Origin of the sequence: Priestia megaterium NBRC 15308 = ATCC 14581, assembly GCF_000832985.1 — a bacterium.
GTDB lineage: Bacteria > Bacillota > Bacilli > Bacillales > Bacillaceae_H > Priestia > Priestia megaterium.
This window is the reverse complement of record NZ_CP009920.1, coordinates 5,141,156-5,164,856: the sequence shown is the minus strand read 5'-3', so window position 1 is coordinate 5,164,856 and position 23,701 is coordinate 5,141,156. Positions and strand designations below refer to the sequence as shown.

Annotated in this window: 22 protein-coding genes and 1 pseudogene; 16 read left to right on the top strand and 7 right to left on the bottom strand. The window is 36.6% G+C overall.

Annotation, left to right across the window (positions count from 1 at the left end):
- Positions 1–39: 39 nt before the first annotated feature.
- The 4 genes from BG04_RS26520 (at position 40) to BG04_RS26505 (ending at position 5,323) form a co-directional block, all read left to right on the top strand.
- A complete protein-coding gene (locus BG04_RS26520) occupies positions 40–2,217 on the top strand; it encodes a malate synthase G (protein ID WP_034651020.1) in 2,178 nt (725 codons plus the stop codon).
- Positions 2,218–2,324: 107 nt separating this feature from the next.
- On the top strand, positions 2,325–3,101 hold the full coding sequence (locus BG04_RS26515; protein ID WP_034651021.1) for a fumarylacetoacetate hydrolase family protein: 777 nt from the start codon (positions 2,325–2,327) through the stop codon (positions 3,099–3,101).
- Positions 3,102–3,152: 51 nt separating this feature from the next.
- The gene (locus BG04_RS26510; protein WP_016764601.1) at positions 3,153–3,947 is read left to right on the top strand and encodes an IclR family transcriptional regulator; all 795 of its coding nucleotides are present in this window, start codon (positions 3,153–3,155) and stop codon (positions 3,945–3,947) included.
- A 143-nt stretch (positions 3,948–4,090) separates the two neighbouring features.
- Complete coding sequence (locus tag BG04_RS26505; protein ID WP_034651024.1) at positions 4,091–5,323, top strand: aminopeptidase; 1,233 nt, start codon at positions 4,091–4,093, stop codon at positions 5,321–5,323.
- A 140-nt stretch (positions 5,324–5,463) separates the two neighbouring features.
- On the opposite strand, the pseudogene BG04_RS26500 reads toward BG04_RS26505, so the two are convergent.
- A pseudogene (locus tag BG04_RS26500) lies at positions 5,464–5,685 on the bottom strand (DUF4183 domain-containing protein); the annotation flags it as partial.
- A gap of 86 nt (positions 5,686–5,771) precedes the next feature.
- Between BG04_RS26500 and BG04_RS26495 the strand changes: the two are divergent.
- Entirely contained in the window at positions 5,772–6,134 is a 363-nt protein-coding gene (locus BG04_RS26495; protein WP_230586540.1) for a DUF4183 domain-containing protein, read from the top strand.
- Positions 6,135–6,191: 57 nt separating this feature from the next.
- Here BG04_RS26495 and BG04_RS31725 read toward each other — a convergent pair whose 3' ends face one another.
- Together BG04_RS31725 and BG04_RS26490 are read right to left on the bottom strand one after the other, a co-directional pair.
- Positions 6,192–6,326, bottom strand: a complete 135-nt coding sequence (locus BG04_RS31725) for a hypothetical protein (RefSeq protein ID WP_013083673.1) — start codon at positions 6,324–6,326, stop codon at positions 6,192–6,194.
- Between the two features lie 80 nt (positions 6,327–6,406).
- A complete protein-coding gene (locus BG04_RS26490) occupies positions 6,407–6,898 on the bottom strand; it encodes a hypothetical protein (protein ID WP_016764597.1) in 492 nt (163 codons plus the stop codon).
- A 407-nt stretch (positions 6,899–7,305) separates the two neighbouring features.
- Here BG04_RS26490 and BG04_RS26485 point away from each other — a divergent pair, with 407 nt between their 5' ends.
- The 3 genes from BG04_RS26485 (at position 7,306) to BG04_RS26475 (ending at position 9,491) form a co-directional block, all read left to right on the top strand.
- Positions 7,306–7,725 carry a hypothetical protein gene (locus BG04_RS26485; RefSeq protein WP_013057548.1) on the top strand — a complete coding sequence of 140 codons (420 nt, stop codon included), beginning with the start codon at positions 7,306–7,308 and terminating at the stop codon, positions 7,723–7,725.
- 72 nt (positions 7,726–7,797) lie between these two features.
- Complete coding sequence (locus BG04_RS26480; RefSeq protein ID WP_034651026.1) at positions 7,798–8,784, top strand: glycine-rich domain-containing protein; 987 nt, start codon at positions 7,798–7,800, stop codon at positions 8,782–8,784.
- Positions 8,785–8,912: 128 nt separating this feature from the next.
- Complete coding sequence (locus tag BG04_RS26475) at positions 8,913–9,491, top strand: HAD-IA family hydrolase (RefSeq protein WP_034651028.1); 579 nt, start codon at positions 8,913–8,915, stop codon at positions 9,489–9,491.
- A 2-nt stretch (positions 9,492–9,493) separates the two neighbouring features.
- On the opposite strand, the gene BG04_RS26470 is transcribed toward BG04_RS26475, so the two are convergent.
- The 3 genes from BG04_RS26470 to BG04_RS26460 all read right to left on the bottom strand — a co-directional run bounded on the left by BG04_RS26470 (position 9,494) and on the right by BG04_RS26460 (position 14,389).
- A complete protein-coding gene (locus BG04_RS26470) occupies positions 9,494–10,090 on the bottom strand; it encodes a mechanosensitive ion channel family protein (protein WP_016764594.1) in 597 nt (198 codons plus the stop codon).
- 843 nt (positions 10,091–10,933) lie between these two features.
- Positions 10,934–11,956: a hypothetical protein gene (locus tag BG04_RS26465; RefSeq protein WP_034651029.1), complete on the bottom strand. Its 1,023-nt coding sequence runs from the start codon at positions 11,954–11,956 to the stop codon at positions 10,934–10,936.
- A 969-nt stretch (positions 11,957–12,925) separates the two neighbouring features.
- Positions 12,926–14,389 carry a hypothetical protein gene (locus BG04_RS26460; protein WP_013083667.1) on the bottom strand — a complete coding sequence of 488 codons (1,464 nt, stop codon included), beginning with the start codon at positions 14,387–14,389 and terminating at the stop codon, positions 12,926–12,928.
- 313 nt (positions 14,390–14,702) lie between these two features.
- Between BG04_RS26460 and BG04_RS26455 the strand changes: the two genes are divergently transcribed.
- The 5 genes from BG04_RS26455 (at position 14,703) to BG04_RS26435 (ending at position 20,759) form a co-directional block, all read left to right on the top strand.
- On the top strand, positions 14,703–15,584 hold the full coding sequence (locus BG04_RS26455) for an HAD family hydrolase (RefSeq protein WP_034651031.1): 882 nt from the start codon (positions 14,703–14,705) through the stop codon (positions 15,582–15,584).
- Positions 15,585–16,160: 576 nt separating this feature from the next.
- Complete coding sequence (locus BG04_RS26450) at positions 16,161–16,985, top strand: pyruvate, water dikinase regulatory protein (protein ID WP_013083665.1); 825 nt, start codon at positions 16,161–16,163, stop codon at positions 16,983–16,985.
- 120 nt (positions 16,986–17,105) lie between these two features.
- On the top strand, positions 17,106–18,608 hold the full coding sequence (locus tag BG04_RS26445) for a malate:quinone oxidoreductase (RefSeq protein ID WP_016764590.1): 1,503 nt from the start codon (positions 17,106–17,108) through the stop codon (positions 18,606–18,608).
- Positions 18,609–18,854: 246 nt separating this feature from the next.
- Positions 18,855–19,514, top strand: a complete 660-nt coding sequence (locus BG04_RS26440; RefSeq protein ID WP_013057538.1) for a 2OG-Fe(II) oxygenase — start codon at positions 18,855–18,857, stop codon at positions 19,512–19,514.
- 420 nt (positions 19,515–19,934) lie between these two features.
- On the top strand, positions 19,935–20,759 hold the full coding sequence (locus tag BG04_RS26435; protein WP_034651036.1) for a thermonuclease family protein: 825 nt from the start codon (positions 19,935–19,937) through the stop codon (positions 20,757–20,759).
- Positions 20,760–20,824: 65 nt separating this feature from the next.
- Here the strand turns inward: BG04_RS26435 and BG04_RS30100 are convergent, their stop codons facing one another.
- Complete coding sequence (locus tag BG04_RS30100) at positions 20,825–20,968, bottom strand: hypothetical protein (protein WP_155276297.1); 144 nt, start codon at positions 20,966–20,968, stop codon at positions 20,825–20,827.
- Positions 20,969–21,127: 159 nt separating this feature from the next.
- Here BG04_RS30100 and BG04_RS26430 point away from each other — a divergent pair, with 159 nt between their 5' ends.
- From BG04_RS26430 to BG04_RS26420, 3 genes are all read left to right on the top strand, one after another.
- Positions 21,128–21,682, top strand: a complete 555-nt coding sequence (locus tag BG04_RS26430; protein ID WP_016764587.1) for a GNAT family N-acetyltransferase — start codon at positions 21,128–21,130, stop codon at positions 21,680–21,682.
- Positions 21,683–21,879: 197 nt separating this feature from the next.
- Entirely contained in the window at positions 21,880–22,440 is a 561-nt protein-coding gene (locus BG04_RS26425; RefSeq protein ID WP_034651039.1) for a hypothetical protein, read from the top strand.
- A 198-nt stretch (positions 22,441–22,638) separates the two neighbouring features.
- On the top strand, positions 22,639–23,469 hold the full coding sequence (locus tag BG04_RS26420) for a YitT family protein (protein WP_034651041.1): 831 nt from the start codon (positions 22,639–22,641) through the stop codon (positions 23,467–23,469).
- The last annotated feature ends 232 nt before the right edge of the window (positions 23,470–23,701 follow it).

The window sequence follows — 23,701 nt, the reverse complement described above, 5'->3', positions numbered from 1 at the left end:
AATTTAAAAATGTAAAAGAGTAAGAGGAGGAAACAGACGGTGACAAACTATAAACAAGTTGGAAATCTGAAAGTAGCTCCAGTTCTCTATCAATTTATCAATGAGGAAGCTATTCCGGGCAGCGGCCTAAGTACAGAAAATTTTTGGTCTGATTTTGAAGCGTTAGTAACCAAGTTAACACCCGTAAATAAACGTTTGTTAGAAAAGCGTGATCAGCTGCAAGCTCAAATTAATGCGTGGCATCAAGAAAACCCTGACGGTGACTTTAGCGAATACAAATCGTTTTTAACGAGAATTGGCTATTTAGAAGGCAAGACAGAAGATTTTCTTATTGGTACAGAAGGAGTAGACAGCGAAATTGCCTATCAGGCAGGACCACAGCTTGTTGTACCAGTAAATAACGCCCGGTACGCTATTAACGCTGCTAATGCACGTTGGGGAAGTCTCTATGATGCTCTTTACGGTACTGATGCAATCAGTGAAGAAAATGGAGCTTCGCGCACGAGTTCTTATAATCCAATTCGAGGAGAAAAAGTTATTGCGTTTGCGAAGAATTTTCTTAATGAAGTTGTTCCGCTCGTTCAGTCTTCTCATGCGGAAGTGGTTCAGTACAGCCTTGAAAATGGAAAGCTTGTCGCTCAATTAAACGATGGCAGTTTAACCGAATTACAGGAAGAAGAGAAATTTGTAGGGTATCAAGGGGAAGAAGAAAGCCCTGATGCTCTTTTATTCAAAAACAACGGCCTGCATTTTGAAGTTCAAATTGACCGTACGGATTCGATTGGTAAAACAGACGATGCGGGTGTAAAAGATATTTTAATGGAAGCAGCTCTTACGACGATTATGGACTGTGAAGATTCAGTAGCGGCAGTAGACGCAGAAGATAAAGTAGATGTTTACCGCAACTGGCTGGGATTAATGAAAGGTGATTTGACGTCTACTTTTAAAAAAGGAAGTCAAAACATGACAAGGCGTTTAAATCCAGACCGTACCTATATTTCTCCGGACAAGAAAAAGATTTCACTGTCTGGCCGTTCGCTTATGTTTGTTCGAAACGTTGGACATTTAATGACAAACAGCGCTGTTTTAGATCGAAATGGCAACGAAATCTATGAAGGTATTTTAGACAGCGTGATTACTAGTTTAATTGCCAAACACACCTTGCTTAAAAACGGTACGTATCAAAATTCTAAAAAGAGCTCTATCTATATCGTTAAACCGAAAATGCACGGCTCCAAAGAAGTAGCTTTTGCCAATACGCTATTTAATTCAATTGAAGATATGCTAGGGCTTGAGCGTCATACAATTAAAATTGGCGTAATGGACGAAGAGCGCCGCACGACGCTTAATTTAAAAGCGTGTATCAAAGAAGTAAAAGAACGAGTGGCTTTTATTAATACTGGATTCTTGGATCGAACGGGTGACGAAATTCATACCTCAATGGAAGCGGGCGCTGTTATTCGTAAAAATGATATGAAAACGTCTAAATGGCTTCAAGGCTACGAGCAGTCTAATGTAAATGTAGGATTAGCAAGCGGATTCCAAGGGCGCGCTCAAATCGGAAAAGGAATGTGGGCAATGCCGGATATGATGGCGGAAATGCTTAAACAAAAAGTAGGACATTTAAAAGCAGGAGCGAATACGGCATGGGTGCCTTCACCAACCGCAGCAACGCTTCATGCTCTTCACTATCATCAAATTGATGTAAGAGATGTTCAAAACGAATTGCTTACTCAGTCTACTGATTTACAAGATGACATTTTGCAAATTCCTGTGGCAGAAAAACCAAATTGGAGCAAAGATGAAATTCAGCAGGAGCTCGACAACAACGCTCAAGGAATACTTGGTTATGTAGTAAGGTGGGTCGACCAAGGAGTAGGGTGTTCAAAAGTACCGGATATTAATAATGTAGGGCTAATGGAAGACCGGGCAACGCTTCGTATTTCTAGTCAGCACGTAGCTAACTGGCTTCATCATGGAATTTGTACAAAGGAACAAGTAACGGAGACGCTCAAGCGAATGGCAAAAGTAGTGGATCAACAAAATGAAAATGATCCTCTGTATCAGCCAATGGCACCGAACTACAGCGCATCCATTGCTTTTCAAGCAGCCTGCGATTTAGTATTTCAAGGCTACGATCAGCCAAACGGCTATACGGAGCCCATTTTACACCGCAGCCGTATAGAAGCAAAGGCAAAAGCAGCTATAAAACAGTAAAACAAACGGCCTGTCAGCATAGGGATGGCAGGCTGTACTTACACCTTCAGAATCTGACTATCTACTATTCTTATTAAAATTAAGCAAATGGGAAAAGGAGCTATGTTATGAAATTTGTAAGGTTCGCTGTACAAGATAGCCGTCATACAGGTGTACTAAAAGAGAATACGATCAGCGTCATTAAAGGAAATATATTTGAGAAATGGGACTATACAGGGCAGACTTTTTCACCGAGTGAAGTAAGGCTTTTGGCTCCTTTAGAGCCGAATCAAATTATTGGAATAGGCGCAAATTATGCGGCTGCAAAGTCGGAGCTGCCAAGAGAAATGCCTTCTATTCCTGTCTTCTTTTTTAAGCCCACATCCTCTGTGATCGGTCCAAACGATGCCATTGTCATTCCAACCGCGATTAAGCACGTCAAGTTTGAATCCGAGCTTGCGGTTGTTATTGGAAAAGAAGCGAAGAACATCGCAAAAGAAGACGTGCTGGACTATATATTTGGGTATACAATTGGAAACGATGTAACGGCTCCGGATTATTTTCATGAAGACGGGCACTGGACCATTGGAAAATCCTTTGATTCATTTACCCCTCTTGGCCCCGTAATCGAAACGGAGCTTGATTTTAAATCCATTCATGTAAAAGCGTTTTTAAATGGCGTTGAAAAACAAAATAGCTCGACAGATTTAATGATTATTTCCGTTGAGCAAATGATCGCTTACCTTTCTACTGTTATGACCCTTAAGCCGGGAGATGTGGTTTTAACAGGAAGTCCGGTCGGCGCGGAGCTGGTAAGCGCAAACGATATCATTGAATGCACCATCCGAGAAATTGGAACCCTCCAAAATCCGTTTGCTGCAGAGAAAGAACGTGTAAACGTATAAGAGTGATAAAAAATGCCCGGCAGTAACACGACACATAAAGGAGAGAAAAAAATGGAGAGAGAAAATATGGTGAAGTCTGTAAGCCGGGCGTTGGATATCGTCACAATTGTCAGTATGGAAAGAGAAGGGGTAGGCGTCACAGAAATTGCAAAGCAAATGGACATCAACAAAAGCTCCGTATACCGTATTCTAACTACTCTTGCTCAGTACGGCTATATTGAACAAGATCAAGAAACCGGGCGGTACAAGCTTGGGTATAAGTTTTTAGAAGTAAGTTCAAAGCTTTTAGATTCTATTGATTTACGAACGGAAGCAAAGCCGTTTTTGCAAGAACTTGAAAGTGAAACAAATGAAGTTATTCATCTTGTTGTCTACGATCAAGGTGAAGTAGTGTATATTGAAAAATTAGAAGGCAATCAGACGCTGCGCATGCATTCAAAAGTGGGGAAAAGAGCCCCTATGCACTGCACGTCTGTCGGTAAAGCTATCCTAGCTTTTTTACCGCTTAACACGGTAACAAGCATTCTTGAAAGAAAAGGCTTACCCGCTCATACCGATCACACCATTACAGATGAAGAAAGCTTTCTTCGAGAACTTTCAGAAGTAAAACAAAAAGGATATGCGCTGGATTTAGAAGAAAATGAATATGGAATTACCTGCATCGCAGCGCCTATTTTTGATCACCTTGGTCAAGTCGTTGCCGCAGTCAGCATTTCCGGTGCTACCATGCGTATGACAAATGAGCGATTAACGTATTTTCAAGAACGCATGGTTGATATAGGCAAGAACATTTCGGAGCGGCTCGGCTACAAAACTGAATCTGTGAAAGACAAAAGTTTGTTCTGATTCTTAGAGAACAAACTTTTGCTATATAATAATCTGTAAAATAACGTAATTATATTATGTAAACTATAGGCTAGGATTTTTAATTGATGTTTTATTCATGATACAATAAAGTCGTTAGAATATATACGTAAAGGAGATAAATTATGGAACAGTTTGAGCGCAATATTGAAAAGTATGCCGAGCTAGCTGTAAAAGTCGGTGTAAACATTCAAAAAGGGCAAATATTAAACATTAATGCCGATATTTCTTCCGCTGATTTTGTTCGTGAAATTGCGAAAAAAGCATACGAAGCCGGAGCAAAGTCTGTTGATGTAGACTGGCATGACGATCATTTAGTTCGTTTGAAATATGAAAAAGCGGATGAATCTGTATTTAGTGAATTTCCTGCTTGGAAAGCTCAAGCAAGAGAAGAGCTTGTGAAAAACGGAGGCGCTGTTTTATCTGTGATTTCAAGCGGCCCTGACTTACTAAAAGGAGTAGATGGCAAACGTATTGCTGCTTTCCAAAAAGTAAGCGGAAAAGCAATGAAAAAATTCCGTGAAGCGATCCAATCCGATAAAATCAGCTGGTCCATTGTAGCTGTTCCTTCAAAAGACTGGGCAGCAAAAGTATTTCCTGACGTTCCAGAAGAACAGCAGCAAGAAAAACTGTGGGAAGCTATTTTTAAATCCGTGCGCGTAGACCAAGAAGATCCAGTGGCTGCATGGGAAGAGCATAATGCTTCATTACATACAAAAGTAGACATTTTAAATGAAAAGAGATTTGCTAAGCTTCACTATAAAGCGCCAGGAACAGATTTAACAATTGAGCTTCCTGACAAACATATTTGGGTTGGCGCAGGCAGTGTTAATGAAGACGGCAACTCGTTTATGGCCAATATGCCAACAGAAGAAGTATTCACACTTCCAAAAAAAGACGGCGTAAACGGACAAGTAACAAGCACAAAACCGCTTAGCTACGCAGGAAACTTAATTGAAAACTTCACGTTAACATTTGAAAATGGAAAAATTGTTGATGTAAAAGCAGAAGAGGGCGAAGAAACGTTAAAGCACCTAATTGAAACAGATGAAGGTGCCAAATACTTAGGAGAAGTAGCCTTAGTACCGCATCAATCGCCAATTTCTCAGTCAAACATCATCTTCTACAACACGCTGTTTGACGAAAATGCATCCAACCACTTAGCGATCGGCAGCTCGTACTCTTTCTGTCTAGAAGGCGGAAAAACGATGTCTAAAGAAGAGCTGTCACAAAACGGAGCAAACGACAGCATCACCCACGTTGACTTCATGATTGGCTCAGCTGAAATGGACATCGACGGCATCAAAGCTGACGGCACAAGCGAGCCTGTGTTTAGAAAAGGGAACTGGGCGTTTTGAATTAAATAAATAACAATAATAAAAGCTTCTGCGCTACATCCGCAGAAGCTTTTATTATGACCACTAAATTTCTGTAAAACTGAAACTTCATATATCTTACACGCGATTACGCTTTAAAATAAAACGATAACAAGTTATTTTTAAGTTTGTACATCAGTTGTAGAATCAGGAGCAAAGTTAACAACTTCTAAAACTATAGGAGAACCTGTTAAAACGCTGGATCCTGCAGGAACAGTAATAGCTAAAGAACCGACACCCGTAGCTCCTGGCGTATATATAGAAAGGCCAGCCATTTGTAAAACGCCGTTGATATATACATTGTAATAGCTGTTATCCGTAGCTAAAGCTGGAAGTGCAGTAGCGGCTATAGCGAGTTTCATAATTTGAAGAGGCATAAATTTAATTCTTAAAGACTATAACTAAGTACATCTGTGAAGGAGATTTTTTCTTGAAGAAAAAATCTTACGGCTGCAATCACTATGCAACCTCTTGTTCAACACCTTTTATTAAGCTTCCCGTGTTGCCTCAGCAGGAATTCAGGTATATATTTCCGAAAAAAGTTCGCATCTTTGAATACTATACGGTAGCCGGAGGCAGCAAGCGCATCTTTACAGATCAAGATGCATTAAAAGAATACGGCACTCAGCATATATTGGATCCTGAGAGCTACTCGTACAGTAATCTATTCATAAACGGTGTGTTACAGCCTTCCTCCAATTACAGCGTCCAAAAAGGACTTCTTATCATTAACACAGAGGATATTCCTTTAGAAAAATCACCCGTGATTTTACAAATGATTAAAGTAATCTAACTTTCAACCACAAAATGCGAAGTACACATGCCTGCACATAAAAAAACAAGGTGAACGTTAGTCAGTTCCACCTTGCTGTGATTCTTCTTTTTTAACCGGAGCGTCACGCTTGAACATGTGATAGTAGGTAAACCCTAAGCATAGAGCGCCGGCGATTGAACAAAAATATTGCAAAAAACGGACGAAATCCATTGGAATGACCTCCCATTTTCAGTTTCGCTTCTAGTATGTACAGGGAAGTGAAATAATATGTGAAAAAGGGAGGTTTTCTCTTATAGTTCGTATGGTTCTTGAAGAGTAAGGTAAGGCTGCAGATCTTCAAGACCCAGACGCTTATTTAATTGTCTTTTCATTAAATCGTACTGGTAGATGAGGTGAAATTGATTTTTTTTCGGTGTTTCACAGCTAATGTATGTTTCTTGCCCGTTCTTATCTGTGAAATGAATGGTTAATTCACCGAAATAGCGTTGAACAGGAGCTCCGTGAAGGCCTTTTTCATTTTTGACAACCTTTGAAAATTCTGCTCGTTGAATACGGTTAAATGGAATAATAGCTACTTGATTGATAACAAGACGCTGATCGTACATGTCAATTTTAGATATGGAAATTTGATTAATTCCTTCTGCAAATTTAACATGCCCGTTTACAGAAACAAGCGGTTTGCGATCCTCAGGATCAACAGCGCCTTGAGGCCGCTTAATGACGTAGAAGCTAGCTACGCCAAGTGCTACGATACCAACCACAACAATAAGTGCAAACATCATTTTGCATTCCACCTCCTGAGTATAGATGTGTAATCTGAATTTAACAGCAAGCTGTTTCAGTTGCCATATTGCCTCAACAATGAGGGTAGAGAAAAGCAGTTCGGCAGTTCATTATAAGTATATACATACGTTCGACAATATGGTGTGATATTCCTTCTTATTATGACTTTTTTACGACAAAATGGTCAAAACTCTTTTCGAAAATGAAGTGAATCAGTTACAATTTAAGGATAAGGTACCAAATTTCTTTTTTATCTCAAAAAAGTGCAGAAAAGCGTAAAAAATTCTAGGTACTTTTTCATATTTTTACTATTTTTATAGAATTTATTCCAATTTCTAATCCTTTATCGTGTATAATCTCTTGTGTGCAGCATGATATACATAAAGGTGTAAGGAGGCACAGTTCATTGTCTTTATCAGCAAAAAAGATATTATTATTAGTTTTAGTAGTTATATGTTTAGTGTTAGTTGTGATGCAATTCATAAATCGATCAGCAGAGCCGACTTCCGAACAGGCCCAAGAAACACTGAGTAAGCTCCCTGAACAAGAAACCGTTAAAGAAAAAGCAAAGGGCGACGAGGAAGCGCACAAATATCGAGTGTATTATATTACTATTGAAAAAATCGAAAATGGTACATACAGCGGAACAACAAAAGAAGGAACGGGCATTAAATTTTCCGATAAAAATTTAAATGAACCGATTCCAAGCAATTTGAAAAAAGGGGATATCGTTAAAGCATACTTTGATCTTGAATATAGCACCAAAGGTCTAGTCAAAGTAGAAAAGGTAGACGAGATGCCCGATGATGACGAGAGCTCAAGTTAATTGAGCTCTTTTTTTGTATTTTACGAATGTGGTAAAATATTGAATATATAGACACCGTATAGGGGGAAAAAGATGATAACAGCAATTATAGTAGGAGCGGTAATTCTTTTAGCTTTGATTATTAAAGGGATTGGAAAGCCAAGGGGATTTCGCTTGTATAAAGAGGAGCTTCCAGATGAGCTCGGAATACATGAAGGTAATGGTTTTGAAGATATTGTTCATTCACTAGAAGATTCTTTACCGAAAGCCTATGTTCAACAGGTGAAACAGCGTATGCAAGGGCGAAATACAAAAGACGATGAAGTAGAATGGACGTTTTTTGAGATGAAGCGCTACTTTTTATTAAATGCAGTCATCAAAGACGTACCGATGTTTAGTGCAAAAGTAGATGAAGTGTGGCACGAAATGATCATGTTTACAGTGGATTACGGGCGTTTTACAGACCGTTTTTTTGACCGTTTTTTGCATCACCAGCCAAATGTAGACACTACGCCATCACCACAGCCGGATAAGCGAGCATTCTTCGATTGGATGTATGCTCATTTGTTTGACATAACGGGCAACAGCCGACTGCTTTGGGGGAAATTTTTTCAGCATCCGCTTGATAAAAGTACACTTCAAGATTTTCAAAGATTGTCAGAAGATGAATTACTAGATCGCTATTTTTTAAGAAACGGCAAATGGGAAAAACTGCAGAGAGCCCTGATTCAAACGTTAAAAGAAGAAATCAATGCTGCTCGAAAAAGAAAAAAAGCAGGCGGATCAACTTATTTTAAAAAAACGGCTAAAAAAGGAAATGTATCAAACGAACTTCTTCTTCAAGGTTTTGTTTTTTATTCTCTCTACAAAGCCGCCAACTTTTCAAGCCATATGAATGAGCTGCTGCTATATAAAAAAACGATGTATGCGGGAGATACAGCCTCTTACAGCGGCTATAGCTGTTCAAGTCCATGGGAAGACAATCGCCACCATCACCAACACGATGGAGGGCATCACCATCATGACAGCGGCAGCAGCTGTTCAAGCTCCAGCTGTGGGAGTGGGTGCAGCAGCAGCTAATAAAGTAAAAAAACTCGTATAAAACGAGTTTTTTTACTTTAAATGCAACGACGACAAAATGGTTCACTGACAAGCAATGAAAAATTTGGTATAATCGTTACGTTTTTAAAAAAGGAGAGACAGTGAAAATGAATATTTTATGGGACTTTGATGGAACCATCTTTGATACCTATCCAACGATTGTAAAAGCATTCAAAGAATTACTAACAGATCAAACGATTTCAGAAGACGATATTTTAAAACAAATGAAGATATCTTCTGACATAGCAATTAAGCACTTCGATATTAAAAAATCTTTGTTTGATAAACACTTCCATGTGCTCGAACAGAAAATCAATCCTAAAGATAAGCCTGCTTTTCCTCATGTAGAAGACGTACTGAGCTTTGCGGATACAAATGTAATTGTTACACATAAATCTAGACAGTCTACTCTTGATATCCTGGCATTTTTTAATATGGAGCACTATTTTACGGAGATTATTACAAAAGATGATGGCTATAAACGAAAGCCTGATAGCGGCGCTTATGCCTATCTTCACGATAAGTATCAGCTCGATTTAGTGATTGGAGACCGCGAGCTTGATTTAAAACCTGCCCGTGAACTGGGAATCAAAACATGTGCATTTCAAAATGACGACATTGAAGCAGATTATCACCTTACATCATACGATCAATTTTTTACAACTGTCGTAAATAAAAACTCGTGAAGCTATTCTTCACGAGTTTTTATTTGTTCAGGCTTATGTACTTCGGGAATTTCACCGAGCGTATAGTTCGCTACTTTTGTAATGTTACTATTAGCAAAAAAGTAAAACTCTCCATCCACTCCGCGAATTTTTGTCGTACGCAATCCAATTTCTTCAACAGTTCCTTTCGTATCATTTATGGATACGTGATCTCCTACTGAGAATTGATCTTCAAATAGAATAAAAAAACCGTTTAAAATATCTTTAATCAAATTTTGTGCACCTAAGCCTGTAATAAATCCTGCTACGCTAATACCAGCTAAGAGTGCTTTCATATTAATTCCGATTGCCTCTAAAGACGTAATAAGTACAATAAAATACACTACGTACATGACAATGCTCAGACAAAGCTTTTTCAGCGTTATTTCTTTACGTTCATTGTACCTCAGCAGTTTAGTTTTAAATCTGAAATCAAAGATTTTATTAATTACACTGCGAGCAAACCTGATAACGATTTGAGCAATAATGAAAATCAAGATAATCTTTATAATTACTTCACTAATGTCAATCCACTTACCGGTATTAAATAAAGTTTTCTGTACCCACTGTATGTCTTTCATGACTAAGTCCCTTTCTTGCTTTATAAAATTTTCTCTACTGAATAGTATAATTTATTTTTAAAAATATACTACTAGAATTTATGAAGAGGCGTTTGAATTATTGTTTTATTTTAATTTATTTGTATTAGGTATACGTAATGAAAACTCCTTAATTTAGAAAAAGAAAAAATCCTCAGGTATAGATATCTTTAAAACATTTCTTTATACAAATATTAAATAAAACCTTATAACAGAGATTAGTATAGATCTTATTAACAAACATTATATACAGATATTAAAGAAAGAAAAACCCTGTGAAAACCCAATGATATCAAGGGTTAGAGAGGAAATTGCTTTTCAATAAATAACTGTGTGGAAAATAGACATTTTTTGTGAACAGCATCCTTTAGCTAAAGGATGTTTTTTATAACAACAGATATGGAAACTATTTTATTCACTATGTTTTTTCTTCTGCAATAGACGGATTTTAAAACTCATAGTATGAAAATTGCTATTAAAAGTATGAATTATTTCCACTGTGGATAAAAATAGTCGTGTTAAAGAGTAAATAACCTGGAAATTATCGTTAATAAAAAAATAAAAGGGATGTTTTTATCAACAAAAAGGATGATATAACAGTCATTGAATATGTTTTCTTTCTTTTGTGGATAAGTATGAAGGTATTTTTTTAGCAATATTCCGTAGTTATACACAAGAAATATCATTTATTTGAACTCATTACGTTTATATAGATAGGATAATGGAATTGGATAGCTGCAAAAAGGGGTGTTTGTTTGCACTATTTGTATCAATAAGAGAAGAGAAGGGAGAGAAAATAAAAAAAAGGCATGCCAAAGAAGCCCCTTATGAAGCTGTAAGTTCGGCAGGGACTTGATCTTGAAGATTTTTTGAAAGCTCTTTTCGAATGAGCGTACGGATTTTTCCACCGTAATTTTCAACGACTTGAGCATCATGGCTGAAGAAGGCCTGTTCAATCAGAGAATAAAGGGCAGACTTTACTCGTTCAATACCATATTCAAAAGAAAGCTGAACCAAATCAGCGATGTCTTCGTTTTGGAATGAAGACATAATAATTCCGGTAGAATCTGTGCTGTGTCCAGATAATTTTACAAAAGTCTCTTCAATAGTACGTCGAATCGCCGCAGCGTATTGATCTTTCTTTTCTTGTTTTGACATCTTGCCATTTTTAGCTCCGTCTTTTAAAACAAAGAAAATAGTAGATCCTTGGACAACTGTTTTAAATGCGCTTGTCTGTGTTTCAGCTATTTTTTGCATCATACCTTTGTAGTGAGTATATTTCGGCGTAAAAATTTTATAATCATTAAAGCTAATTTTTGAAGTGTTTTCTGCAGGATTAAACTGACGCTTAATCGTATCGTTGTCATAAACCAATTCTTTGCGCAGCTCTAAGCGAAGGGCATTTACATTTTCAATTAGAATAAGTTCTTCAAAGCGAGTATATTCTAATTCCATAAACCCAAAGCCGTGTTCTTCAAAATATTGAGGATAGGGAACAATACAAATATTGATTCCTTTGCCGCTGCGAGAATAGGAAATTAATTCTGTTTCTGCTAATACTACATTGTTGTTGCGAACTGTTCGAACGGTACAGTTCAAAGCGGCTGCAATCTCTTTTTCAGAAACATCACAAATAATACCTCTTTCATCAACGTGAAGGAAGTGATAAAAAATTAATTGTGAAATTTGAGATTTAGATAAACGGTGATGTTCTGCCACTGTTTTGATTGTAGGGTTCCCATGAGCGTCTAGGTCCATGTGATCTTCAATATCTTTATATTTTTCTACGGTGCTAGACAATTGGCGAATAATTTGTTTTCCAATTTTCGCAAATTCTTTTTTTATCATGAGAATCCCTCCAATCTATTTCATATCAACAATAATTTATTAGGGTAAAATAACAAAGAATACCTTGTGAAAATTATATCAATAAGAAATAGAATCGCAAACGAACGAGTAGTACGCTAAAAACGGCAAAAGGTTCAAAGAATGCTGTCATATCAAGGGGTGAAGCGTATAGGTTTTTTAGTACGCCAAAAACGGCAAAAGCAAGCAAGCGCCGGCAGAACAGTATTTGTTACGATCAGTAAAAATCAAAAAAAACTTTATGCGTTTTAGTACGTAAAAAACGGCAAAAGGCTCAGTATAGTACGCCAAAAATAGCAAAAGTGAAGAGTAGTACGCTAAAAACAGCAAAAGTTATCTCGATTCACCTAAAAAAAGGTAAAAAAATCACTTCTCTGATCGTTGTAAATAACACAATGAATTTCATCAGTACGTCAAAAATGGCAAAAGCTATTTTTAGTACGTGAAAAGCGTCAAAAACGACGTAGTAGTACGATAAAAACAGCAAAAGTTTTTGTTTGGTACGTCAAAAATGGCAAAAGCTTTATATATGCTGCGAAAAAAATAAAAAATGGGGTTTGAAAAGGCAATAACAAAGGGAAAAGCAATGTTTAGTACGCAGAAAACGGCAAAAGTAGTGAAGGAGTACGTCAAAAACGGCAAAAGGTAGGATTGTTTTACGAAAAAAAGAGAATAATTAACAATTAATAAGTGATTACGAGTAAATAAAATGAATGTAGTACGTCAAAAATGGCAAAAGAATCAGAGTGGTACGTCAAAAACAGCAAAAGGTAGTAATTAGTACGCTAAAAACGGCAAAAGAAGCGAACAGGTACGTCAAAAACAGCAAAAGCTTCTGGTTAGTACGTTAAAAATGACAAAACTTCCAAACTATGAAATAAAAATAGAGGGATATTTTGTATTTATAAGCTGAAAGTGGAAAAATATCAAATAAAAAAGGAAGGGAACAATTTACCCTTCCAATGTTTCTCTATGTTCTCCTCCAAAATAGTCTTGAATTTCATAATTTTGAAGAGGAATAAAAGAGATTTCAAATCCTTGAAGTTTTTGCTGATAACTTTGGATCAGTACTTGATTGCTAACAAACTCTGCTAGAGATTCATTAATTAATTTTAGATTGACATCAATTTTCTTTGAACGAAAACGAACTTTTGAAGCAAAATATTGATACGGGTAAAAATGGGTGTAAGACTTCTCTTGTAAATAACAATCTAATCGCTCTTTTTGAAATGCATACAGCAGTAAAGAAGACAGCGAGTTATCTTTAAACTTTTTAATAACGTCACTATAAATTTGTACAAACTGCTGATTTAAAAAGCCTTGATGCGTATCGTCGCTAAATACGATGGTTGCATATCGTCTGCCCGTTACTTCATCGGTTTCAATAACAGCTTTTTGGAAGAAGTTTATTGCAAATTTTGTATCTCTGGAATTTTTCTTCTTCGCTACACCTTCTACATGGTATCTGGCAATTTTCATAATGCGGGCTTCAACCGCTTCATAGTTTTTTACACCTTTTGAATTATAAATTTCTTTAACGATATCCGCTAAATCAAGAGTCACCGTTTTTTCTTTATAAAACATCTCGTCGCGCTGTGAAAGAGCAAACTGGATAATTTGAGAATCTTTTGGATCTAATACCATATTTCGTTTGGAAAGAACCGTTTGATTATCATTCACAGGGATAATGGTGCGAATGAAATATTCTTCATCAACTTTATAGTCATTATATAAAACGACTTCTTGGGAGTTTGTTTTAACTTCCATATTGGTTTTAAGAGAGTGACTTTCATTTGAGAAGATAGGGGCCTCTACCCACGAATTTAATCGTTTATCAATCCAGTTACTCAAATTCCCATTGTATTTTTCTAGTATGATTTCAGCAATTAAAAAAGTAAAGTCCGTGTGAAATGCTTTCTCTATTTGATAATTCATTTTTGAATCTAAATAAGGAAAATCAGTAATGTTTGTTTTTTTACTTTTAGCCCATGCCTCTACTTCTTTTAACTTTATCTTTAAAATATCTTCAGGTTTTTCCACGCCAAACAGCTTTTTTAAGTGTTCGGTATCCACTTTTTTATCCATCACTTTTTTGGCCAATTCAATGTCTTCAAAAATAGGATTAGGCTTTTCTGCTTTAATATCTTTTTTTAACGTTTGCAGCCAGTTTTTCTTATTCGATTGCCTTCTTTTGTAAGCGGGATTTCTTATTTCCTTAGGATTTATTAATTTATTCTCTAAAACAAACGTATCTTGCAATATATTTAAAATGTAGTCTTCTATAAAATCTTTTTCATTCGAAAAAAACGAATGAGAATCATATAAAAAGTCTATGCACTTTGCTTTGATATTGTCATCGATCGCATCGCTGATTTGTTTAATAAGGTAAGGAGAAAAATTGGATGGTTCGTTCATGTTGACCTCCTCTGTATGTATTTAATCTGTAACAGTCTTATTATATCTTTTTTGAACGATACTCTAAAGGCTAAAAGAAAAATTCGTTTTTGTGAATGCAGTTTTATATCAAATTAGCCTAGCCGGCTATTAGTATATAAAGGCTTATTGCAAAGATAAAATTCTTTCTTTATAGCGCTTGTACAATTTTAGATGTAAGGAGAGTATTATAGTAGTTTTATAAAAGAGAAAAGCAAAGTACATTCATTGAGTTTGAAAATGGAAAAGTTTATACTTGCCAAGTACACTCTTTTTACAAATAGGGGGAATAAATATGTTGTTAAAACCTAAAGCAATTTTTTTAGATATGGACGGCACGATATTAAATCGCTCCAACAAAGTAAGTATTCAAACAAAAGAAATCATTGACGAATTACGAAAACAGGGAATTTTTGTTTTTATTGCTACGGGAAGAGCGTTTGATGAAATAGAAGAGTTAGTTCCTGAAGGCTTTCAAGTGGATGGATTTATCACGTCAAATGGTATGGCAGGGTACGTAGGAAAAGAGTCAGTCTTTCAGCACTCGCTTTCGCTTCAATTGGTGGAAACTATTATTGAAAAAGCAAGAGCGAACAAGGTATACTACGAGCTTTTCCCGTATGGCACACCTCGCGTGACGCTAAAACAAGATCAGTCCTATGTGGAAAATGAAATTAGAGAGCCAAAGCCAGACAGTGTGGAAATTAACGAATGGCTTTCTCGTAAACAAGCGATTAAAGAAGAAATTGACTGGAAAGATTCTGTAGAGGGAAGTGAATTTTCAAAGTTCTATTTCTTTGCAAGAACGCACGAGCATATCGATAAATGGAAAGAGGAACTTGAAGAACTTAAAAAAGAAATCGACTTTACAACTTCTACTTCATCTAAACACAATGTTGAAGTGATGGTGGCAAACGTAAATAAAGCAACGGGAATTCAGCAAATGCTAAAACATTTTAATTTGCCCGAGCAAGACATTCTAGCAATTGGCGACAGCAATAATGATTTACCAATGTTTCAGTTTGCCAGCTATGCCGTAGCGATGAAAAATGCGCCGGATCATATTCAAGAAATTGTCGATGACGTAACGGAATTTAACTGTGACGAAAACGGCGTATCTCATTATCTTTCTAAATTTTTATTGCAAAAATCTACTAGAAGTAATCCCGTTTTATAAAAATTAATCTATTTCATGACAATGCATTATAACCAACTATTCAAAACATCGTCTTTTAGGCGGTGTTTTTAGTATACATAAGGTGGAAAGTAAACCGTTCATTATTTTTAGTTATAGCACTCTTAGCTAAAAAGAATAGATAAGAATAAATCTTCTATAACTTAAAAATCATGCTATAAACAACATAACTATATAACTATCCTCGTACCTATCGCTGCAAAACGCCTCTCAGCCCTGATGAGTGCCACCATGCCAAAGCATAAAACATTTTAACATCTAAACTTTTTCTTTCTTCAAACTTTTTATAAAATGCGGAGAAAAGGGATTGTATCTCCGTATATTTAATGCTAATATAACATTTAATGAAAATAGTATAACATATTTAGTTTTATTTTATAATTAGTATGACATAAATCCTAGATTCGCTCGTTTTTTAAGTGTTTATAATCACAGTATCCAGGATATTAGCCCATTCATTACCCATAAAATATGTATCTTGCAAGCTGATAAATGATAGTTGAACAAAAAATACTAGCGTTATTAAACTATTAAAATCAAAGAATAGGAAGATTTAATGTGAATAAAAGAAAAATTGTCTATATAGTTTCCGACTCAGTAGGTGAAACGGCTGAGCTGATGGTAAAAGCAGTTTTAACTCAATTTAGTGGAGAAGATATTGAAATTCAAAATACTTCTTACGTAGAAGATGAGGGAAATATTGATAATATCATTGCTGAAGCAAGGTGTAACGAGGCCATCATTGCGTATACTATCGTCATCCCACCTTTAAAACAGTATCTTGACCAAAAGGCACAAGAAGAAGGAATTGTAGCCATTGATTTAATGACCCCACTCATGAGTGCCTTTAGCCAAACCTTTAATAAAGAACCTAATCTCCAACCGAGATTAACGAGAAAATTAGACGATAACTATTTCCGAAGAGTAGAAGCAGTTGAATTTGCTGTTAAATATGATGATGGACAAGACTTCAGAGGCATCAAGCGAGCTGATCTAGTGTTGATTGGTGTTTCGAGAACATCTAAGACGCCACTTTCTATGTATTTAGCTCATAAAAGTCTTAAAGTAGCGAATATACCGTTAGTTCCAGAAGTGACGCCTCCTGATGAACTTTTTACTATTCCGAAAAATAAATGTATTGGTTTAGTTATTACACCGGATAAGCTCAATGAAATCCGAAAAGAACGATTAAAAAATTTAGGTTTAGCGTCTCAAGCCAATTATGCCAATGTAGATCGAATCCTTGAAGAGCTGGACTATGCTGAGAAAATTATGAAGCGCATTGGCTGTCCTATTGTTAATGTCTCAGGTAAAGCAGTTGAAGAAACCGCTGAAGTGATATTGAGCATGTTAAAAAAGGACAAGATGAAAGGGTATGTATAAAAACACCCATTATGTAAGACAGATAACTTGTCAGACATACTTAATCTGTAGAGAGTCAGGTAGAACAGGCATGTTGCTAAAAGGTGCTTTTTTAAAATATAAAAGATAAGGAAGATTGTGATGAGCAATGTATATAAAAAAACAGACGTTATCTTAATTGGGGCCGGAGTGATGAGCGCAACGTTGGGATCTTTACTAAAAGAGTTAGCGCCGGAATGGGAAATCAAAGTATTTGAGAAACTCGCAGATGCAGGAGAAGAAAGCTCGAATGAATGGAATAACGCAGGGACTGGCCATGCTGCACTGTGCGAGTTGAACTATACATCTGAACAAGCTGACGGATCTATAGATATTACGAAAGCAGTGCGGATTAATGAACAGTTTCAGCTTTCAAGACAGTTTTGGTCATATCTTGTAAGCAGTAATTTAATTCATCATCCGCAAGAGTTTATTATGCCAATCCCTCATATGAGTTTCGTACAAGGAGAAAAGAACGTATCCTTTTTGAAAAAACGTTTTGAAGCGTTATCAAATAATCCATTGTTTCAAGGGATGGAATATTCAGATCGTCCTGAAAAGCTAAAAGAATGGATGCCGCTTGTTATGAAAGGCCGTACATCGACTGAAGCAATTGCGGCAACCAAAATCGACTCAGGGACAGACGTGAACTTTGGAGCTTTAACTCGTATGTTGTTTACACATTTAAAAAGTAAAAGGGTAGAAATAAACTATAACCACAGCGTTGAAAATCTGACACGTACCGCGGACGGCTCGTGGGAAGTAAAAGTACATGATATTCATACCGGCAAACAGGAATATCACACGGCGAACTTTGTTTTTATCGGAGGAGGAGGCGGAAGTCTGTCTTTACTCCAAAAAACGGGTATTCCTGAGTCCAAACATATTGGAGGGTTTCCGGTAAGCGGATTATTTATGGTATGCAATAACCCCGAAGTTGTAGCGCAGCATCACGGGAAAGTGTACGGAAAAGCAAAGGTTGGCGCTCCGCCGATGTCGGTTCCGCACCTTGATACACGCTATATCGACCGCAAAAAAACACTGCTGTTTGGACCTTTTGCCGGCTTTTCACCAAAGTTCTTAAAAACGGGTTCAAATTTGGATTTAATCAATTCTGTAAAACCGAATAATATCTTAACGATGTTAGCAGCAGGCGTCAAAGAGATGGGCTTAACGAAATACTTGATTCAGCAGGTGCTGTTGTCCGATGAAAAGCGTATGGAAGAACTTCGCGAGTTTATTCCAAACGCAAAAAGCGAAGACTGGGATATCGTCGTAGCGGGTCAGCGTGTACAAGTAATCAAAGATACGGAAGCCGGAGGTAAAGGAACTCTTCAATTCGGTACCGAAGTTGTGAGTTCAGCTGATGGTTCCGTTGCTGCATTGCTCGGTGCTTCGCCAGGTGCTTCGACTGCCGTTCATGTCATGCTTGAAGTGCTGGAAAAGTGTTTCCCGCAGCATATGAAGAAATGGGAATCAAAAATAAAAGAAATGATTCCTTCTTACGGCTTGTCACTGGTAGAAAATCCAGCGCTTTTTAACGAAATTCATGCTTCTACATCACAAACGCTTGATTTAAGTAAAAAAGAACTTGTGTATCGCTGATTTTAGGCAGCCTTTGATACGTATACTCTATATTAAAAGAGTCTTTTAGATAGTTAAAGCATTTAAACGACATGTGAAATCTAAAAGAAAAAATGAGGGAGGTTCGTTATATAACGGGCTTCTTTTTATTTATTTCCTTTACTAGCAGAATTTACTTCGTATTCATGATATAATTCTTATTAGTAAGCGTTTACATGTAATGAAGTGAAGAATTGGAAAATAGCTATTTCGAGGAGCCGATAAAAGATGATTCTAACTAATACATCTTTACTAACGAAAGAACAAACGATTTTTAACCATACAGGGAATAAAATTAAATTAGAAGACAGAGAGATTGATATTGTTGCTCGATTTGAAGAGCCTCTTGTTCTAGTTTTAGGAAATGTCCTAAGTAACGAAGAATGTGACGAACTTATACAGCTATCCAAAGATAAAATGCAGCGATCAAAAATTGGTGCTGCACGTGAAGTAAACAGTATTCGAACGAGCAGCGGCATGTTTTTTGAAGAAAGCGAAAACGAGCTTGTACATCAAATCGAAAGACGACTTTCTAAAATCATGGGACCATCTATTGAATATGCTGAAGGTCTTCAAGTTTTAAAATACTTGCCTGACCAAGAATACAAAGCACATCACGATTATTTCACTTCTGCAAGTAAAGCATCTAAAAACAACCGTATTAGTACATTGGTTATGTACTTAAACGATGTCGAAGAAGGAGGAGAAACTTATTTTCCTAAGCTGGGTCTTTCCGTATCTCCGACAAAAGGAATGGCCGTGTACTTTGAATATTTTTATAGTGACGCTGAACTTAATGACCGTACTCTCCACGGGGGAGCTCCTGTTATAAAAGGAGAAAAGTGGGTCGCTACCCAGTGGATGCGCAAACAAAAAATTCGATCGTAAAAACAAAGGTTTGAAGAGCCCTATTAGCTATTGTTAATGAGGGCTCTTATTTATGTTACAAAAAAATAGCAATCGTGTTAGCCAGTTATTATATTGAAATATTCACACTTATTCTATTTGTGCGGCTATTCCTTATTCTTATAAGGCGGTAGACGATAAATGTATTTGTAGTGTAAAATATCCTCATGATTAAAAATCTGGATACACTAAAACGAAAAATGTGTTCGTGAAATAAAAATAAAATAGATGCTATTTAAAAGAATAACTTTAAAACAGGTAACCAATTTTTATAACAGTCGCACGAAAAAACTCGTGAAAGGTATTTTCACGAGTTTTTGTTTTTAGGTGATCTACACTATTTATAAAATCATTTTACTTTTATATAGTAGATAGGGAACGTGTTAAAGGAGGGCCCGGGTTTTGAAAGAAATAAAAGCAATTATTTGCACGATGCTTGCGATGTTTATGCTGCTTCTTACTGGATGCAGCGATGAGCAGGCAAGTCATTCAAGCACATCTTCTGCCGATACAAAACAAGCAGTTCAAGTAGAAGATTCATCAGATCAAGAAGAAGATCATAGTCCTTCTAAAGCAAATCGTGAAGATGTAGTAGGTGAGGCGGCTACGGTAGAAAGAGTAGTGGACGGTGATACGCTTAAAGTGAAAATGCTGAACGGAAAGAGAGATCGCGTGCGATTACTTCTTGTTGATACCCCAGAAACAAAGCATCCCAAACTAGGCGTACAGCCCTTTGGTCCAGAAGCATCTGCTTACACAAAAAAAAGGCTAGAAGGACAGGAAATCACCCTTGAATTTGATGTGCAAGAGCGTGATCAATATGGCCGGTTACTTGCGTATGTATGGATAGACAATGAGCTGTATAATGAAGAGCTGCTAGCAAAAGGGCTAGCCCGCGTAGCAGTATTTCCTCCTAACACAAAGTACGTAGATGAATTTAAGAAAATCCAGGAGCAGGCTCGAAAAAGCGAAAAAGGAATCTGGAGCATTGAAAACTATGCCCAGGAAAAAGGGTATAATACGGATGCTGTAAAAAATCAGTCCTCTTCTAAACAAAAGGATACTCAGTCTGCCAAAAGCTGTGAAGGTAAAATAAAAGGAAATCAGAACTCTAAAATTTATCACGTGCCAACTGGGGCGCACTACAATCAAACCATGAACCACGTCATTTGGTTTTGTACCGAAAAAGATGCGCAAGAAGCAGGATACAAAAAAGCAAAAAACTAATAAAGAAATTCAGTAACTGCTGAATTTCTTTTTTTTGAGTTAAGTAAGTATTTGTATAGGAGTGGCTAAATACCATCCAACAAAGAGCGACCAATCCGTATAAGAAGACGCAGGGGCCATATGAGCAGCTGAGGCACTTGTAAAAGAATTTCTGCTAAAACTTCCCATCCACTTACCGTAGTATCTTTCTGCTGACGGTGTTTTTTCATAGTCATCATCCATTCATTTGAAAATATACATTAATTATACAATGAAAGGAAGATTAGCAGTTAATTTTTTCTTTCTTTTCTTTTTCGTGTTAAAGTAGATAGGTAAGAAGGTTTGCTACAAATAACGCAAGCGAAGAGAATAAAGGGAGTTTGAAAATCGTGAAAATAAGGAAAGCAAGAAAAGAAGATGCTTCTGCTGTAACGGAATTACTTTATGACATGCTTGGCAGTATTGCACGCTCTCATACGGCGGCTACAACGAATGAAGAAGCGCTTTTAAGACTTAAAGCGTTTATTCTGTCTGAGAAGAATCGCTATAGCTATCATCATATTACAATCGCAGAAGTCGAGGAGAAGGTAGTTGGACTTATGCTTTGCTACGAAGGAAGTATGTTACAAACGCTTTATGAACCAGTTAAGCGTTTTGTACGTGCTAAACTTAATAATCCAGCATGGGAAATTGATATAGAAACTGAACATGGAGATTATTATATTGACTCTCTATGTGTAGATGAAGCTTATCGTGGAAAAGGGATAGGAACGGCTCTTTTAAATGTAGCCAAGCAAGAAGCCAAAAAGCGTAAGATGTTTTTATCGTTAAACGTTGAATATAATAACGTAGAAGCCAAGAAATTGTATCAGCGTATAGGCTTTCAAGAGCATAAAACCATTTTTATTGATAAAAAACCATTTTTTTATATGAAGACTGCCTGAGCATCTTTACGGTAGTATTTTTTGTGATAAAATGGATATATAAGTAAAATAATAAGAACCAACAGCTCAGCACTTTTGCTGAGCTTTCCTGTAAATCGCGTAAACGTATCAAAATGGAAAGAATCCTACATCCAATGGACCATAAGCAAGCGGTCATGAAAGTATGTTTGCTGATGTGCCACATGAAAGGAGCGTGCATGAACATCAGAGATCTTCCGTTTAATATGAGTTATCGATTTAATGAACAGCTTCGAGAAGTTCCGGTTAACCCACACCAAATGAAGCAGGGAATTATCTATTTAAAGAAACGAGCTCTTGAAGAAGAGGATGAGTGTGCCGCTGCTAAAACATATGGACATATTGGTGTATATGAGCGCATACTTGGAGAATTAACGAGCAGTGAAAGACATCTGCTGCTGGCCATTTATCTATATGACCGGCATGCTGATACAATAGGTGAATTTTTGAATACGATCCGACTTGGACATACATATCACTGGCAAGAACAGTGGGATAAAGCGAATGAAACGTTTCAGCTACTCATTGAACAATTAAAAGCAGATGAAGACCTTCACATATATGAAGACTTTGTCTATCAGCATTATGGAAAATGTTTACTTGATCAGCGGGTTGTTTCCAGAGCACATCACTATTTTCAACGTGCGTTAGAAATTCGATTGAAAAAAGGCGATAAAGAATTGATTGAGTCAACTAATTCCTGCATCCGTCTTTGTTTAAATAAATTAAAACATTCCTAGTATACATAAAAGATAAATGACTCATAGCCGTGGTTACACATAATGCATAAACTTTCCGTTTGACAAACGTATTTGAACATATTATAGTCATACATGGCAATTTAAGAATACGTAATATAAAAACTAAACATAAGCGTCTCTTCTCTTTTGGAGAAGGGACTTTTTTATGTGAATTTTTATGACGAGGAGGTTTAATCGATGAGTAAAACAGTAAAAGATGTCATCTTTTTATTAATAGGTTCGTTTGTATTTTCACTTGCAGTTAACATGTTCGTCATTCCAATAGGACTAGGTGAAGGCGGCGTTACGGGTATATCAATTATTTTATATTATACAACGCATCTTTCAACGGGCAGCACTAACTTTATTTTAAACGGTATCTTGCTTATCGTAGGGTATAAATTTTTAGAGAAAAAAACCATCGTCTATACGATGATTACGATTATCGCTACATCTATTTTTCTTCACGTAACTGAAGGTTGGGGTCTTCATCTTCATGAAGAGCTCATTGGCATGGTTTTTGCCGGTGTACTGCTAGGCGTTGGAATTGGGATGATTTTACGAGTTGGTGGAACAACAGCAGGTTCAGCCATTATTGCTCGAATTCTAAATAAGTTTTTAAACTGGAAAGTCAGTCATGCACTTTTAATAGTTGATTTACTAGTGGTATTGGCTTCTTATTTTATTATTGGAATCGAAAAGCTACTATTTACGATCGTCATGCTTTATATTACAACAAAAGTAATTGACTTTGTTATTGAAGGGTTTGATGCCAAAAAGGCCGTTACCGTTATTTCAAGCAACAAAAATGAAGTAGCAGATCAAATCAATGAACAGCTTGATCGCGGAGTAACGATTCTAAACGGTCGAGGGAACTATACAAAAGAATCAAAAGAAATCTTGTATGTGGTCATTAATAAACAAGAGCTCATTAAGCTTCAAAAGCTGATTAAAAAAATTGATGATGAAGCATTTGTGATTGTACACGATGTACGAGATGTAATTGGAAAAGGCTTTTTAAGCGCATAAAGCTGTGGTTCTTGGCAATTTTTTCTGACGTTGGTGTTCTCCGAAAAAGTATGATATAAGTGTGTCTAGAGACAATTCAATATACGAAAGGGAGAACCCATATGCGTAATAAAAGGCATGTAAAACGTCTTCTTCAACGTCGAATTCGTTCTTTACGATACGTTGTCTTGATTTTATTTACGATACTGATCTTAAAGTACGTTAGTGAAATTATGTAACTTTTTTATATGAG